Annotated in this window: 19 protein-coding genes; 8 read left to right on the top strand and 11 right to left on the bottom strand. The window is 62.9% G+C overall.

Annotated elements, in window-relative coordinates:
• The first annotated feature begins 30 nt into the window (after positions 1-30).
• From ccmA to ACESNB_RS04535, 5 genes are read left to right on the top strand one after another with little or no spacing between them, the layout of a single operon-like run.
• A complete protein-coding gene (gene ccmA / locus ACESNB_RS04555) occupies positions 31-597 on the top strand; it encodes a heme ABC exporter ATP-binding protein CcmA (protein WP_373004492.1) in 567 nt (188 codons plus the stop codon).
• On the top strand, positions 594-1259 hold the full coding sequence (gene ccmB / locus ACESNB_RS04550; protein WP_373004489.1) for a heme exporter protein CcmB: 666 nt from the start codon (positions 594-596) through the stop codon (positions 1257-1259). Before ccmA ends, ccmB begins: the two co-directional genes overlap by 4 nt.
• A 14-nt stretch (positions 1260-1273) precedes the next feature.
• Positions 1274-2011, top strand: a complete 738-nt coding sequence (gene ccmC, locus ACESNB_RS04545; RefSeq protein WP_373004486.1) for a heme ABC transporter permease CcmC — start codon at positions 1274-1276, stop codon at positions 2009-2011.
• Entirely contained in the window at positions 2011-2175 is a 165-nt protein-coding gene (ccmD, locus tag ACESNB_RS04540; RefSeq protein ID WP_373004483.1) for a heme exporter protein CcmD, read from the top strand. Before ccmC ends, ccmD begins: the two co-directional genes overlap by 1 nt.
• Positions 2172-2693, top strand: coding sequence for a redoxin family protein (locus tag ACESNB_RS04535; RefSeq protein ID WP_373004481.1), 522 nt, complete (start codon positions 2172-2174; stop codon positions 2691-2693). Before ccmD ends, ACESNB_RS04535 begins: the two co-directional genes overlap by 4 nt.
• A gap of 13 nt (positions 2694-2706) precedes the next feature.
• Here ACESNB_RS04535 and ACESNB_RS04530 read toward each other — a convergent pair whose 3' ends face one another.
• Positions 2707-3333: a MarR family winged helix-turn-helix transcriptional regulator gene (locus ACESNB_RS04530; protein ID WP_373004478.1), complete on the bottom strand. Its 627-nt coding sequence runs from the start codon at positions 3331-3333 to the stop codon at positions 2707-2709.
• A 125-nt stretch (positions 3334-3458) separates the two neighbouring features.
• On the opposite strand from ACESNB_RS04530, the gene ACESNB_RS04525 reads away from it, so the two are divergent.
• Entirely contained in the window at positions 3459-4010 is a 552-nt protein-coding gene (locus ACESNB_RS04525) for an NUDIX domain-containing protein (RefSeq protein ID WP_373004475.1), read from the top strand.
• On the opposite strand, the gene ACESNB_RS04520 is transcribed toward ACESNB_RS04525, so the two are convergent.
• Together ACESNB_RS04520 and ACESNB_RS04515 are read right to left on the bottom strand one after the other, a co-directional pair.
• Positions 4007-4645: an inner membrane-spanning protein YciB gene (locus ACESNB_RS04520; protein ID WP_373004472.1), complete on the bottom strand. Its 639-nt coding sequence runs from the start codon at positions 4643-4645 to the stop codon at positions 4007-4009. The two genes, ACESNB_RS04525 and ACESNB_RS04520, sit on opposite strands and share 4 nt — an antisense overlap.
• Before the next feature lie 79 nt (positions 4646-4724).
• On the bottom strand, positions 4725-5615 hold the full coding sequence (locus tag ACESNB_RS04515; protein ID WP_373004469.1) for an EamA family transporter: 891 nt from the start codon (positions 5613-5615) through the stop codon (positions 4725-4727).
• Between the two features lie 82 nt (positions 5616-5697).
• On the opposite strand from ACESNB_RS04515, the gene ACESNB_RS04510 reads away from it, so the two are divergent.
• Positions 5698-7437 (top strand): amidohydrolase family protein, encoded by a 1740-nt coding sequence (locus ACESNB_RS04510; protein ID WP_373004466.1) that lies wholly within the window; start codon positions 5698-5700, stop codon positions 7435-7437.
• 3 nt (positions 7438-7440) lie between these two features.
• On the opposite strand, the gene ftsY is transcribed toward ACESNB_RS04510, so the two are convergent.
• From ftsY to ACESNB_RS04470, 8 genes are all read right to left on the bottom strand, one after another.
• Positions 7441-8829, bottom strand: a complete 1389-nt coding sequence (gene ftsY, locus ACESNB_RS04505; protein WP_373004462.1) for a signal recognition particle-docking protein FtsY — start codon at positions 8827-8829, stop codon at positions 7441-7443.
• Positions 8826-10100, bottom strand: a complete 1275-nt coding sequence (mtaB, locus tag ACESNB_RS04500; RefSeq protein ID WP_373004459.1) for a tRNA (N(6)-L-threonylcarbamoyladenosine(37)-C(2))-methylthiotransferase MtaB — start codon at positions 10098-10100, stop codon at positions 8826-8828. The genes ftsY and mtaB overlap by 4 nt, the downstream gene beginning before the upstream one ends.
• 66 nt (positions 10101-10166) lie before the next feature.
• Positions 10167-10976: a diaminopimelate epimerase gene (gene dapF / locus ACESNB_RS04495; RefSeq protein ID WP_373004456.1), complete on the bottom strand. Its 810-nt coding sequence runs from the start codon at positions 10974-10976 to the stop codon at positions 10167-10169.
• 52 nt (positions 10977-11028) lie between these two features.
• Complete coding sequence (locus tag ACESNB_RS04490) at positions 11029-11445, bottom strand: hypothetical protein (protein ID WP_373004453.1); 417 nt, start codon at positions 11443-11445, stop codon at positions 11029-11031.
• Positions 11446-11491: 46 nt separating this feature from the next.
• Positions 11492-12541: a MaoC family dehydratase gene (locus ACESNB_RS04485; protein WP_373004450.1), complete on the bottom strand. Its 1050-nt coding sequence runs from the start codon at positions 12539-12541 to the stop codon at positions 11492-11494.
• A gap of 45 nt (positions 12542-12586) precedes the next feature.
• The gene (locus tag ACESNB_RS04480; RefSeq protein ID WP_373004447.1) at positions 12587-12868 is read right to left on the bottom strand and encodes a hypothetical protein; all 282 of its coding nucleotides are present in this window, start codon (positions 12866-12868) and stop codon (positions 12587-12589) included.
• 82 nt (positions 12869-12950) lie between these two features.
• Positions 12951-13298 (bottom strand): ArsC/Spx/MgsR family protein, encoded by a 348-nt coding sequence (locus ACESNB_RS04475; protein WP_373004444.1) that lies wholly within the window; start codon positions 13296-13298, stop codon positions 12951-12953.
• Positions 13299-13311: 13 nt separating this feature from the next.
• On the bottom strand, positions 13312-14199 hold the full coding sequence (locus ACESNB_RS04470; protein WP_373004442.1) for a CoA ester lyase: 888 nt from the start codon (positions 14197-14199) through the stop codon (positions 13312-13314).
• A gap of 66 nt (positions 14200-14265) precedes the next feature.
• Here ACESNB_RS04470 and ACESNB_RS04465 point away from each other — a divergent pair, with 66 nt between their 5' ends.
• Complete coding sequence (locus tag ACESNB_RS04465; protein WP_373004439.1) at positions 14266-15408, top strand: serine hydrolase domain-containing protein; 1143 nt, start codon at positions 14266-14268, stop codon at positions 15406-15408.
• Position 15409 lies beyond the last annotated feature (1 nt).

The raw sequence follows: 15409 nt of genomic DNA, 5'->3' as shown, positions 1-15409 counted from the left end.
TTGGGGCAAAGGGTCTATTCGGGAGATGATGTGCAGCTTTTGACAGCGTCCGGACTGGGCATCCTGCGCGGAGAGCGGGTGCTGTTTGAAGGGGTGTCACTGGCAGTGGCGCCGGGCGAGGCCGTGGTGCTGAGGGGTTCTAACGGGGCCGGCAAGACCACTTTGCTGCGTGTGCTGGCCGGGCTGACGCGGCCGGAAGCCGGCAGTGTCGGCCATGATGGTGCCCATCATTGGGTGGGTCACCGCGATGGCCTGAAGCCAAACGAAACACCCCGCGCGCATCTCAGCCTCTGGGCGAAGGCCTGGGGTGCGGACGCCGATATCGACGCAATTCTCAATGATTTTGGACTTTCGAGGCCTGCGGACGTCGCCGCGCGCTACCTGTCAGCAGGCCAGCGGCGGCGCACGGCGCTGGCGCGGCTGATGCTGGAAACACGCCCGGTCTGGCTGCTCGACGAGCCGTTCACGGCGCTGGACGCTGAGGGGCGCGACCGGGTCCTTGCGATGGTGGCAGGGCATCGGCAAGAGGGTGGCGCGGTGGTCGCAGCGGTGCATGGTGACGCGGGTTTCGCGGCGAGCCTGGAGTTGGTGCTGTGAGCCCGGCCCCGATCCTCTCCGCCTTCCGGCAGGCCCTGAGCGAAGCCTGGGCGGGCGGAGCCGGGGCGTTATTACCGCTTGGCTTCTTTGCCGGAGCCGCCGTTCTCGTGCCTCTGGGTATCGGAACCGAACCCGGCATGCTGCGCACGGTGGGTCCCGGCATTCTCTGGGTATCACTTGCACTATCCAGCCTTGTGACGCTTGAGCGTATCTTTCAGGCCGACGTCGAGGACGGCGCACTGGACCTGTGGCTGCAGGCGGGCGCACCGGTTTCGGCCATCGCGGCGGCCAAGACATTCGCGCATTGGTTGACGGCCGGGCTGCCGCTGGCGCTGATGAGCCCGGTTCTGGCGCTGATGTTCCAGGCCGAGGCTGGCGCCGACCTGCTGTCAGGCGCGCTGATCTACGGGCTCGGCGGGCTCGCCTTCTTCTTCTGGGGCGGCGTCGGCGCCGCCCTGTCCGCAACCGTGCGGCGCGGTGGGCTACTTATCGCCCTGATCGCTCTGCCGCTTTACGTGCCGACGGCGATTTTCGGGTCGATGGCGATGAGCGGTGCCGCGGGCGGCGACAGCGCGCCGCTATTGCTCTTCGCATCAACACTGTTTGCACTAGCGCTGGCGCCGTTCGCCATGGCTGCGGCGCTGCGCTTGGCGGCGGATTGAGGGAAGGCTATCTGATGGGCATGTTATCCGCCTTTGCAAATCCGCACCGGTTTCTTGCGCTGTCGAACTGGCTGGCGCCCCTGTTCTATGCGGCAGGCGCGGTCCTGATCGCATGGGGCCTGTGGCAGGGCCTGTGGATGGTACCCAAGGATGAATACCAGGGCGGCGACATCATGCGGGTGATGTTCATCCATGTTCCCGCTGCCTGGCTCGCCATGGCGAGCTATTCGGCGATGGCGGTGGCGAGTTTCGTCTGGTTCGTCTGGCGACATGAACTGGCCGATATCGCCGCCAAGGCGATTGCGCCGCTCGGCGCGACATGGACGGCGCTTTGCCTTGCCACGGGATCTGTCTGGGGCAAGCCGACCTGGGGCACATGGTGGCAATGGGATGATGCGCGGATGATGAGCGTCCTGTTCCTGCTATTCCTATTCCTCGGTTACATGGCCCTGCGGGCAGCGATGGACTCCCGGCAGAAGGCGGCCCGCGCCGGCGCGATCCTCGCCATGGTAGGCGGCCTGAACGTGCCGCTGATCAAGTTCTCGGTCGACATGTTCACCTCGCTGCACCAGGATTCCAGTGTCATCACATCTGAAGGACCGAAAATGGCGGCTGTCTATCTCTGGCCCCTGCTGATGAGCGGGCTGGGCCATTCGCTGCTCTTCGGGGCCTTGGTGATGACCCTGATGCGGGCGGAAATCTGGACGCGCCGGGCGGCGCGCCAACGCGCCAGCCTGCTGGCGGGCACCTGATGGATTTCCTGCCGCACCTCGACAAGAATGCCGCCTATATCTGGGCCTGCTACGGGCTGGGCCTGATACTGATCGGCGGCGTTGTAATCGGCGTCGTGCTGAAGGCCCGCGCGGCAAAGTCTGCGCTGGAACGGATGAATGTCAGCGACGAGGACGCATCATGAAGCGCTGGCTAGCCGCAATCCCGGTGGTGGCGCTGCTGCTATTTGCAGTCCTGGCCCTGTCCCAGCTGCTGAGCCCCAAGAAGGGCGACTTTGAACGCATTTCACGGGTGGCGCCTGATCGAATGTTCGAAACGCTCGACGGTTCGGCTTTGACGTTCGCGCCGCCGCCCGGCGACGAGAGCGTAATGGTCAACCTGTTCGCCAGCTGGTGCGCGCCGTGCGAGGCCGAGCATCCTCGGCTAATGGCGCTGTCCGAACAGTTTCCCGGCCGGGTCTATGGCGTCTTGTACAAGGACACAGAAACCAATGGCGAAGACTTCCTGAACCGGATGGGCAACCCTTTTACCGAGGTGGCGCTGGACCCGGACGGGCAAGGCGGGCTGGATTTTGGATTGACCGGCGTGCCGGAAACATTCGTGATCTCAAGCGAAGGCGAGATCCTGGTACATGTCTCAGGGCCGCTCGACCCGAACGATGTTCGTGAGGTGAGCGGGGCGCTGAACGCGCCCCGCAACTGACCCCGAAGTCGTACTACTTTTTGCGGCGAACCGACTTGGCACTGGCTTTTGCCTTGGTAACAGGCTTTGGCACTGGCGTCGCTTTAGCGGCAACCTTTGCTTTCGGCGTGGCCTTTGCTTTGGCTTTTGGCTTCGGCTTGGCTTTGGTCACGACTTTCGGCGCTGGGGCCGGCTTTGGTGCAGCGGCCGGTTTTGCTACGGGCGCTTCGGCGTCTTCCACCAGTTTAGAAAGACCCGACAGGAGCGCGTCCTGCTTGGTCTTCGGCATGGCCTCGAACAGTGCGGCGTCGGCAGCGTCAACAGCAGGCTGCGCTTTTTCGAGCGCCTTGCGACCCTTGGCCATCATCGAAACGGATTTGGCACGGGCATCGGCTTTTGACGCAACGCGCTTGATGAGGCCGGCCTTTTCCATACGGGCAACCATGTCGGCCAACGTTGAGCGATCGATGCCGGTCGCGTTCACGAGGTCGGACTGGCTGACGCCTTCATTGCCGGACAGTGCGGCGAGAACCGAGAACTGACGCAGCGTGACGCCGGCAGTCTTGAGGGCGACGGCCGAATGGTTTGCGGCGATCTGCTGCGCGCGGTGCAACAGGTGGCTCGGAGACTTGTTGAGTTTAAAACTGGTTGTGGAAGCCATGATATTGTCTACTTTCAGGTTTTTAAGCGGTTTCCCGCCGGAAATGGGTTAGTCGCTTGCTTTAAGCAGGAGGCCCGTGTGCGGATCAACTGTTTTCTCCATAAGCGGGATAGGCTGAAGATTTGATGACGGATGACTTAGCAAATGGTTCCATTCTACCTGATTTCAGGCTGGATGTACCTCATGGTGACGATCGAACGCGCCGAATCTGCAATACGTGCAATTTTGTCGACTATGTGAATCCGAAGATTGTTGCCGGGTCGGTGGTGACGCGCGGCGACAAGATATTGCTCTGCCGTCGGGCCATAGAACCGCGCAAAGGGTTCTGGACTCTGCCCGCAGGTTTCATGGAAGAGAACGAAACCGTTGAGGATGCTGCGCGCCGGGAGGCGCAGGAGGAAGCATGTGCCGATATCCGGATCGAGCAGGTTCTTGCGGTTTATTCGGTACCGCGCATCAGCCAGGTGCAGGTGATGTTCCGGGCCAGCCTCGCGTCCGGCATTGCGCCAGGCCCAGAAAGCGAAGAGGTCGGCCTGTTTGCGTGGAACGATATTCCCTGGTCCGTGCTCGCCTTCCCCACGGTCGTCTGGGCGCTGACCCAGTTTGCCGCCACACGGCACCTCAGCGCGTTCCCGCCGTTCACCAATCCGCCGGGAACGGAAAAGCTGACGCGCTAGGCGTCATCCGGCTCTGCGGGCGCCGTCATATGCTTGAGCGTGTAGGGCGTGTTGGCGAGCGCAAACAGGAGCGTGATGACGATATTGCCGAGCTTCCAGTTGGCCCAGGTTGCTTCGGTAAAACTGCGCCACAGGAACTCGTTCCAGATCGCCATCGCGATAAAAAACAGTCCCCAGCGGATTGCCAGCGTCTTCCACGCTAAATCCGGTAATTCGAATACTGTGTGAAACAGCATTTTCCAGATGTTTCGTCCGACCGCGAGACCGCCAAAAATGACACTGGCATAGATCAGGTTGATAATCGTCGGTTTGACGAAGAGAAATATTTTCGACTGGAGCAGGATGCCGGCAATACCGAAACTGCCGATCAGGGCCGACGAGACGAGCAGGAAAGGCGGGATTCTCTGCCCCTTGATGAGTTTCTGGATCACAACCGCAAACGTGATCACGATCAATGCGCCGGTGGCCCAGTAAAGCGCGGTGTCCTTCGTCAGCAGCCCATCGCCTTCCGGAAAACGTAACAATACATTGTAGATGAGGATGAAGGCGAGTGTCGGCCCGAGTTCGCTCCAGATACTGCCAGCTTTCTTGACTGCAGTGTCGTTGGCGACTGGTGTTTTTGAAGTGTCTGTCATGCGGTATCTTACGCGGTCATGCCGCCCCTGGATGCTTTGCGACTGTCTTGCATAAAGCGACACGCACCGCCAGACGGGATCACGCCCCGACCTGCATCAGAACGAGACCACAGCCCAGCACGGCGGCAGCGATGGTGCGTCGCCGGCCGAAACCCTCGTGAAGCAGGAATGCGCCGAACCCGGCCGCGAACACGACAGATGTTTCGCGCAGGGCCGTTACGATTGCCGCGTCGGTCAGCGTGTACGCAAAAATGGCGAGGCCGTATGAGAACGATCCGAGCACACCGGCGATGATGCCGCCACGGATCTGCGGACGGATCGCCGTCATGATGCCGCCCCGGCGCTGCCAGAGCGCGACGAGCGTCACGCCGATCCAGTCGAACAGGAACAACCAGACGACGAAGGTCAGGAGGTTCGGCATTTCCCGGACGCCCCGCGCGTCGGCAACCGCGTAAAGGCCGACGCCCAATGCTGTCATCACCGACCAGAACAGCGCTGACCGGTCGAGGCGGCGCGCGTGGACGGTCGCACCGGTCGGCATTGCGAAGACAATGATCGCGGCACTTGCGGCGACGAGGCCGGCAATCTGCCAGAGCGAAAGCGCCTCGTGCAGCGCGACGCTGGCGATGGCTGCTGTCGCGAGCGGGCCAAGGCCACGCATCACCGGAAAGACGAGCGACAGGTCGCCACGATGCAGGGCCCGGACGGCACTGAACTGGTAGAACCAGTGCACGGCGATCGAGAGCGCAAGGAAGGGCAGGGTTTCACGCGGCGGCAATGGCACAAAAAACGCGAGGGGGAGGACGCTCAGCGCCATGACGATGGACAGCACCATGCGGGACGTGAGGATGTCGCCGCCGCGTTTGACGAGCACGTTCGATGCCGCCAACGAGATGGCGGACATCAGGCAGATCGCAACGGGGAGGAGCGTGCTGGCCATGGCGGGCGGTGTATGCTCGGGTTTGAACAAGGGGGGAAGCCCGACGCTGCGTCAGGGTTTGACTAATGCCGCCTGAGGTTCATTCTTTGCCAAAATGAGGGAGACGAACGTCATGGCCACTCACGATATCATCCTGCGCGGCGGGCTCGTTTTTGACGGCAGCGGCGCCGCGCCGCGCGAGATGGACGTCGCCGTTAATGGCGGTGTGATTACAGGCTTGGGCAAGGTTAACGGCAAGGGCCGCGAGGAGATCGACGCGCGCGGCCAGATCGTCACGCCGGGCTTTGTCGACATTCACACCCATTATGATGGCCAGGCCGCCTGGGGCAGCGAAATCAGCCCATCCTCCCTGCACGGCATTACCAGCGTCGTGATGGGCAATTGCGGGGTCGGCTTCGCGCCGTGCCGCAGCCAGGACCATGACCGGTTGATCCGCCTGATGGAAGGCGTCGAGGATATTCCCTTTCCGGTCCTGGCCGCGGGCCTGCCCTGGGCCTGGGAGAGCTTTCCTGACTATCTCGACTTCCTGGGTGATCGCGAATTCGACGTCGATCTCGCCGCACAACTGCCCCATGCCGCATTGCGCGTGTACGTCATGGGCGACCGGGGCGCCAATCGCGAGGACGCGACCGCGGCCGAGATCACCGAGATGGCGCGTCTGGCGAAAGAAGCCGTGATGGCTGGAGCGATCGGCTTTTCGACGTCTCGAACACTGAACCACCGCACGTCTGATGGCCAACCCACACCCACGCTGACCGCCAGCGAGGCCGAATTGACCGGAATCGCCATGGGCCTCGCCGACGCCGGGCGGGGCGTCCTGCAATTCGTGTCGGATTTCAACGACCCCCAAAAGGAAGCCGCGATGTTGCGGCGGATCGTCGAGGCGTCCGGGCGCCCGCTATCCGTGTCGCTGGCACAGGCCGATGTCGCACCGGAAGGCTGGCGCATGCTGCTTGGCGCAATCGAACAGGCCGCCGAGGACGGGTTGCCGATGGCGGCCCAGGTGGCCCCGCGTCCGGTAGGCGTGTTGCTGGGTCTTGAACTCACACTTAACATATTCAGTGCGCATCCTGTATTCAGGAAAATTGCCGACCTGCCGTTTGACGAAAAGGTGCGCCGCCTGAATGATCCGGTTTTGCGCGCGCGCCTGCTTGCGGATGAACCGGTCACCGACAACCCGTTCCTGAAAGTCATGCTGCGCAGTTTCGGCAAGATGTTCCAATTGTCCGACCCGGTCGACTACGAACCCGGCCCCGAACGTACGATTGAGGCCATCGCGGCCGGGCGCGGCGTCAGCAATGAAGAGGCCGCCCTCGACCTGATGCTGGAACGCGGCGGACGCGGCATGCTCTACCTGCCGTTCCTCAATTATTCGCAAGGCAGCCTCGAGCCGATCCGCGCAATGATGGAAAGCCCGGTCTCGCTGCCGGGACTGTCCGATGGCGGGGCCCATGTCGGCATGATCTGCGATGGCAGTTTCACTACGACCATGCTGACCCATTGGGGCCGCGACCGCTCGCGCGGGCCGAAACTGCCACTGGAATACCTGATCCACCGCCAGACGCAGAAAACGGCAAACTGGATGGGCTTCAATGATCGCGGACTGATCGCGCCGGGCTACCGAGCCGATCTCAACGTGATCGACCTGACCAACCTGAAACTGCACCTGCCGGAAGTCCAGTATGACCTGCCCGCTGGCGGGCGCCGCCTGATGCAGAAGGCGAGTGGCTATACGGCAACCATCCTGGCCGGGCAGGTTACCTTCCGCGATGGCAAGCCGACCGGTGCGAAACCCGGGCGCCTGCTGCGCGGCGCGCAAGCCGCGCCTATGCGGGCGATGGCAGCGGAATAGGCCCTAGTCGATTGCCCCGACTAGCGCCTGCGCGAACGCGTGGGCGCTGAACGGACGCAGGTCGTCCGCCCCTTCGCCGACCCCGATGAAGTGGATCGGCAGGTCGTGCGCTTCGGCGATGGCGACGAGCACCCCGCCCTTGGCCGTACCATCCAGCTTGGTCATCACGAGGCCCGTCACACCGGCCGTATGCCGGAAGGCCTCGACTTGGCTCAGCGCATTTTGGCCAACCGTGGCATCGAGCACGAGGATGACGTCATGCGGGGCTTCGGGATCGAGTTTGCGCGCGACACGGACCACTTTTTCGAGCTCGGCCATCAGCTCGACCTTGTTCTGGAGGCGTCCCGCCGTGTCGACGAGCACGAGATCGAGGTCTTCAGCCTTGGCGCGCTCGATGGCCTCATAGACGAGGCCGGCGGCATCGGCGCCCGTGGGTTTGGACATGACGGGAATCCCCGCGCGGTCGCCCCAGACGGTGAGCTGTTCAATGGCCGCTGCCCGGAACGTATCACCTGCGACCAGCAGGGCCTTGGCGCCCTGATCCTTCAGCTTGGACGCAATCTTGCCGATCGTCGTCGTCTTGCCGGAGCCGTTGACGCCGACGAACAGCACCACACGCGGACGCGGGCCGTCCGAAAAGTCGACGCTCTGCTCGCGCGGCGCCAGAACGGACTCAATTTCGGCCGCTAGGGCCTGTTTGATCTCGTTTTCGGTGATTTCCTTGTCGAACCGCTCCTTCGACAGGCTCTTGGTCACGCGCCGAGCGACGGCGGCGCCGAGGTCTGACGTGATCAACAGGTCTTCAAGGTCTTCAAGCGTTTCATCGTCCAGCTTGCGCTTGTTAAAAGCGGCGAGGCCTGACCCGAGACGGGACGAGGAGCGGGCGAGGCCGGAGCCAAGTTTAGCCACAAACCCCGGATCATTCGCTTCGGCTTCCAGCGCGGCTCGCGCCGCCGCTTCGCGTTCTTCGCGCAAGCGCACGGCTTCGCGGCGGTCTTCCAGCAGTTTGAGTTCGGCGACGGCCTTGGCCCGTGCCGCTTCGCGCTCTTCACGGGCAAGCCGGGCGGCCCCGGCCTCGGCTTCAAGACGCTTTGCTTCGGCTTCGTCAGCCCTGGCAAGGGCGTCGGCGCGCGCGGCATCAGCCTTGCGGGCCTCTTCGTCGAGGCGTGCGGCTTCGGTCTCGGCGTCGGCCGCCTCCCTGGCTTGGCGGTCTTCCCAGGCCTTGTTGGCTTCGGCGACGACGCGTTCGATTTCGGCCTTTTCGGCGGCTTTGGCGGCGATTTCAGCCTCGCGGGCAGCAATCTCGTCGGCAGACAGCTCGGGCGCGGCCATCGCCGCACCGGCGGCCTGCGCCTCATCCCGTTTCTGTTTCTTCCCGAACCACAGGATCATGCCAAAGTCCCAATCAGATGCGTGCCGTTGTGCCCGGTTATATGGGTACGTGCGACGCGTCCAGCAGGCGGCAAATTTCCTTCCAGCCGCACGGGCGTGAAGTCGGGCAAGCGGGCCGAGGCATCGCGTTCCACAAGGGCCTCGACGTGGCTGCCGACATGACGGGCGAGATGGGCGACAAGCGCTTTCTCTCCGGCGGCGCGAAGGCGGGCAGCCCGGGCCCTGATCGTGACCTTGTCCAGTTGCGGCATGCGGGCCGCCGGGGTGCCGGGACGGGGACTGTAGGGGAATGCGTGCAGGAAACTGATGCCGCACTCTTCGACCAGCCGCAGGGAATTCTCGAAATGCGCTTCGGTTTCGGTCGGGAAGCCGGCGATCAGGTCTGCGCCGAAGGCCATGTCCGGGCGGGCAGCACGTAGGCGCTGTGTCAGGGCAATCGCCTGGTCGCGCGAATGACGGCGTTTCATGCGCTTGAGGATCAGGTCATCGCCATGTTGCAGCGAGAGGTGCATGTAGGGAGCAAGACGAGGCTCGGAGAGCGCCTCGACCAGCGCGTCGTCAATCTCAATCGCGTCGATGGACGAGATGCGCAGCTGGGCGAGATCCGGCACCAGTTTCAGGATGCGCTGGACGAGGTTGCCGAGTTGTGGTGCGCCGGGCAGGTCAGCGCCCCAGCTGGTCAGGTCCACGCCGGTGAGCACGACCTCATAATGCCCGGTCTCGACGAGACGGCGCACCTGCGCCACGACTTCGCCAGCCGGCACGGAGCGGGAATTGCCGCGGCCGTAGGGGATGATGCAGAAGGTGCAGCGATGGTCGCAGCCATTCTGGACCTGTACATAGGCGCGGGCCCGGCCCTCCATGCCGTCAATCAGGTGAGCGGCCGTTTCGCGCACGGCCATGATGTCGTTGACGCGGACCTTCTCATGGCCGGCGAGCAACGTGCTCGGTTGCCATGTCTCGGCCAGCATCTTCTCATGATTGCCGATCACGCGGGTGACTTCCGGCATGGCAGCGAACATGGCCGGGTCGATCTGCGCCGCACAGCCTGTCACAAGGATCGGCGCGCCGGGATGGTCCTTGGCCGCGCGGCGGATGGCCTGACGGGCTGAACGGACCGCTTCGGACGTGACCGCGCACGTATTGATGATGACGGCATCGCCGAGGCCCGCTTCGGACGCATGGCTGCGCATCACCTCCGATTCATAGGTGTTGAGGCGGCATCCGAGCGTGATCAGCGTCGGGCTGGAAGGGGCTGTCGTATCAGTCATGGCTGGCTTCACCGGCCACATCGCGCCGTCTGGGCCGGGAATCAAGTCGGAAGGGCCAGTCGGCGCTCAGATGACCGTCTCGAATTCCAGTTCGACGGGGCCTGTCATGTAGACATGGTCGTCGCTTTCACGCCAGTCGATGATCAACTCGCCGCCATCCAGGATCAGCTTCGCCGTGCGCTCTGTCAGCCCGGCACGGGCGGCACAAACGAGCGCCGCACAGGCCCCGGTACCGCAGGCCTTGGTGAGGCCCGCGCCGCGTTCCCAGACGCGCAGCCGAATATGTTCCCTGTCGATAATCTGCGCGAATCCGACATTCGTGCCTTCGGGAAACAGCGGGTGCCACTCCACCAGAGGCCCGATCGCCGAAATGTCATAGGCATCGACATCTTTCACGAAGAAGACGGCATGCGGGTTACCCATGGAGACAACCGCCGGGCGTGACAGGATGGGCTTGTCCATCGGGCCGATCTTCACGTCGACGCCGCGCACGTCCATCTTTTCTGCAAGCGGAATGTCTTCCCAGCCCATCAGCGGTGAGCCCATGTCGACCCTGACAAGGCCGTCGATGGCCTTGTAGCCTTTCAGCATGTCGGCCTCGGTCTGGATCGTGACCATCGGCTTGCCCGTTTCTTCAAGGATCAGGTAGGCCACGGCGCGGGCACCATTGCCGCAGGCCGCGACTTCGCCGCCATCGGCATTCCAGATCCGCATGAACACGTCCTTTGTGGCGTCGCGCTCGAGCGCAATCACCTGGTCGGCCTGCAGGTCAGCCGCGATCTGGCGCACTTGCTCAACCGTCGGCGCAAAAGGCGTCGAGCGGGCATCAAACACGGCAAATGCATTGCCGGCACCATTCATCTTCCAGACTCTCATCGCGGTTGTGTATTCCGTTTTTTGCCGGCGTCAAACCGGGCGATTCAAATCGCTACTTTGGGAGCCGACTGGCAACCACCCAGCCGCCGATCTGGACGCACAGGACAAACACCAATGCGCCATACATGAGTGTGTGGGAGATGAAGAGCGACAGGATCGCAATCGCCACACAGCAATAGTCGACAAGGTCGCTGGACATCAGCCAGCCCTGTGGCTGGCGGGCACGGCGCACGTCATGCAGGGTCACGGACCGCCAGACCCGACCCATGTCGGGCGGGCCGAACTCTGCCAGAAGCTGTTTCGGGTCGAGAATGCCCGTCATTTCGGCCAGATCCGCGGCCCGCGCTTCCCCGATGGCGATCGAGCGCCGCCGGGCCGACGTGCCAATCAGGCTGACCAGCGCGGACAGGATGACCGCGAGCACCATGGCCGCAATCGTAAAACCGTCAAAAGGGCCATATCCACTCATGCCCAACTATATAGGCATGCCGCGTCCGGACGGAAGCGCTAAGCGGTCAACGCTTTAGGATAGCGGCCCAATAGTCGAAGTCGAGCAGGACGCCGCTGGCATATTTTCCGTCGGGCCCCTTATAGGCAAAGGCGCCGGGATCCTGGTCCTTCACGGCAACGAGACGAAGACGCAGCGCGCCGCACGTATCCGACAGTTCGGCTTTGTCGAGCACTTCACTCCAGGCATAGATCGTGTCCCCGGCAAATAGCGGGCTGACATGGCTGCCCGCATTGATGGCCAGCATCTGGCCTGCATTGGCGAGACCGTTGAAGGCTAGCGAACGGGCAATCGAAATAACCACGCCGCCATAGATGAGGCGCTTGCCGAAACGGCTGTCTTTCTGGCCATGGGCATCGAAATGCACTTTCGCCGTGTTCTGGTAGAGGCGGGTGGCAATCTGATGTTCGGCTTCTTCCACAGTCATGCCATCGACATGGTTGATCTTCTCGCCCACGGCATAGTCGTTAAACGTGTGAGGGCTGCCCGCGAGGGCCATGTCCCAGGTTTTCATCTCCGGATAGCCTGACAATTCGCTAGCGGGCACGGCAGCGGGCAAGTCAGGCAGGACGGGCTCGGGCGATGGATTGTCCATCTCGAACTTGTTGACCATGACCCAGCGCACAAAGGACATGACCGTCTCGCCGTGCTGGTTGAACCCGGTCGTGCGCACCCAGACAACACCGGTCTTGCCGTTGGAATTTTCCTTGATGCCGATCACCCTGGAAACGGTGTTCAGCGTATCGCCCGGCATGACGGGCAGGAAGAAGCGCCCGTCGGCATAGCCAAGGTTCGCCACCGCATTCAGTGAGATATCCGGCACGGACTTGCCAAACACGACATGGAAGGCGTGGAGCGGGTCGATGCAGAGGCCCGGCAGGCCGGCAGCTTTCGCAAACTTGGCCGAGGAATATTGGGCGAAGCGATTGCCGGTCATGGCGCGGTATAGGGCGATGTCGCCTTCAGTCAGCGTTTGCGGCGTCGCATGGACGAGATCCATGCCGACATGGAAGTCTTCGAAATAGTTTCCGGGTTTTGATTTCTGTTCGCTCGCCATCTGCTGCCTCGCACGTGTGAAGCTCCAGCCGGCGCGATCAGAAGGTCAGGCGCGTCCGATGAAGCCAGTCAGGGTTTCTGCAAACACCTGCACGTGGCTGCCGCTCGAAATCAAGCCGGAAGCGGAAAAAGGCAGCAGAACGAGCGAAATCGCCGCAGCCACAAGACAGGCAGCCATAACCTGCTGGTCCGTCCGCTCGATGAACTGGTCGACGGCCCGCGGCCCCATCAGCATGTAGGGCAGGCCAAACATGCAGAAGCCGGAAAAGGCGATCAGTAGGGCCGCAAGGGTGAACAGGATCAGCATCATGTCCGCACTATCGCGCATCAAGGCTGATTTTCTGTCGCCGGAACCGATGAAATTTGATCGAATCCGGCTTTACGAGCCCGTTTTCGCATCGAATTCCGTATCAGCTCAGGTCGAGCAGGCGTTCGGCGGGCCGACCGAGTACGGCTTTCTTGCCCTTGATGCCGATCGGGCGCTGGATCAGTTTCGGGTTTTCGGCCATGGCGGCGAAGACCTCGGCATCGCTGGCCGTTTCCGACAGTCCCGCATCAGCGGCATTCTTCTGGCGCAGGAAGTTGCGGGGCGAGACGCCCCCCAGTTTCGCAGCGAGGTCGACCAGTTCTTCCAGGCTGAGCTGCTCGGACACGGTCATGTATTTGCGCACGCGCGGCTGGATGCCGCTCTCGTGCAACAGTTCGAGCCCTTTGCGCGACGTGCTGCATCCGGGATTGTGGAGGAGGGTATAAGTCATGGAAATCTCCGGTTCAGGCAGCTTCAAACGCTTTGATGGCCTGGTCCATGGCGACCGTGCGCCGCGCTTCATCAAGATGAAGCAGCTCGGTCATCTTGCCATTGACCTTGAGGACGCCTTTACCGGCATTTTCGGGGTCGGAGAAAGCCTCGATCACGGCTTTTGCCTGTTCGACATCGTGCGGGCTCGGCGCGAATATCCGGTTCGCTGACTCTAGCTGGGACGGATGGATCAGCGTCTTGCCGTCGAAACCGAGCGTGCGGCCCTGTTCGCATTCGTCCATCAGGCCGTTTTCGTCCTTGATATCGTTGAAGACGCCGTCAATCGCGACAAGGCCATAAGCGCGGGCCGCGGCCATGCTGAGGCCAAGCGCGGTCTGGAAAGCGATCCGATCAGGTGTCGCGCGAGCGCGGTATTCCTTGGCGAGGTCGTTTGTGCCCATCACGAAGGCGACAAGGCGGGTGCGGTGCGCGGCTTCGGCAATCTCCTGGATGTTGAGGATGGCGAGCGGCATCTCGATCATCACCCACAGACCGAATTCGGCAGGCGCACCCGCGGCCGTCAGCGCGGCGTCGAGGCGGTCAATATCGGCGCCCGACACGACTTTCGGCACGAGAATCGCGTCTGCGCCGGCTTTGACAGCCGTTTTCAGGTCTTCGGCGCCCCATTCGGTATCGAGTCCGTTGATCCGCACGACGACCTCACGCGGATCGTAGCCCCCCCCCTGAACGGCGTTCTGGATCGCCGCGCGCGCATCGGCCTTGGCCTCAGGCGCGACGGCATCCTCGAGATCGAAAATCAGCGTGTCGGCCGACAGGCCCTTGGCCTTTTCTAGCGCCCGGGCATTGGCACCCGGCATATAGAGGCAGGAGCGGCGCGGGCGGTGGGCTTGGGCTGACATGGGGTGGTCCTTGACGGTTGACTCGGGATTGAGGAAGGGGTGGCCTCATTGTTCAAAAAGATCAAGATGACCAAAGGGAACGCCATGCCAGACTTTCCGGTTTCAGGACACGTCGCGACAGGGTTCGAGCCCGTCCGCGAGGCGTTCACAGAAAACTTCGCAGATGATGGCGAACTCGGCGCGGGCTTTGCCGTGCTGCAGGACGGGGAACTCATCGTCGACCTCCTGGGTGGCTGGGCCGACCGGCAGAAGACACACGCCTGGGACGCGCGCACGCTGGTGCCGGTCTATTCGACGACCAAGGGCGTGTCGGCCCTCGTGCTGGCGGCGCTCGTGGCGGAACTTGATGAGGGTTATGAAACCCCCGTCTCCGTGATCTGGCCGGAATTTGCTGGCCACGGCAAAGGTGGCGTGACCATCGGCGAGATGGTCAGCCATCAGGCCGGCCTTCCGGGATTCATCCACGAAATCGACCCGGACCTCTGGCTCGATCCACCAGCGTGCGCCGCCGCCATCGCCGAACTCGCTCCCCTCTGGCCGCCCGGTAGCGCCCATGGCTACCATCCGCTCACCTGGGGCTACCTGGTCGGTGAACTTGCCCGGCGCATCAGCGGCCAGACGCTCGGCACCTGGCTGCGCGAACGTGTCTGCGAGCCCAACAATATCGACTTCCATATCGGCCTGCCCGCCAGCGAGCACGCACGCTGCGCCGATATTCGCCGACCTTCCGCCTTGCCCGAACTTGGCCAAATGACCGAGCCGAAGCGTGCTGCCTTCGGCACGAAATGGTCCTCGCCCAATCGCGGTGGCGCGATCTGGCGCCAAATCGAGATCCCGTCGGCCAATGGGCATGGTACGGCTGCAAGCATCGCCGCGCTTTGCGATGGCTATGCCCATGGAGGCGCGGTCTCCGGCAAGGCGATCATGCCTGCGGGCGCATTTGAAGACCTCGTTCGGCCCCGGGTCGACGGGCCGGACCTCGTGCTCAACATGTCGACCAGTTTCGGGGCGGGCATCATGCGCAATACGCATGGCCTGTTTGGCCCCAACCCCGCCACTGTCGGCCATTGTGGCTGGGGCGGGTCGATGGCGATTGCGGATCCGGACCGGCGGCTGACTTGCGTCTATGTCATGAACAAGCAGTCAAACGTCCTGGTCGGCGATCCGCGCGCAGTGCGCCTGGTGAACGCTGTCTACGGGTGCCTTTAGA

The organism is Hyphomonas sp., assembly GCF_041689225.1.
Classification (GTDB): Bacteria; Pseudomonadota; Alphaproteobacteria; order Caulobacterales; family Hyphomonadaceae; genus Hyphomonas.
The sequence above is the reverse complement of the archived record's forward strand: the minus strand, read 5'-3'. Positions and strand labels throughout refer to the sequence as shown.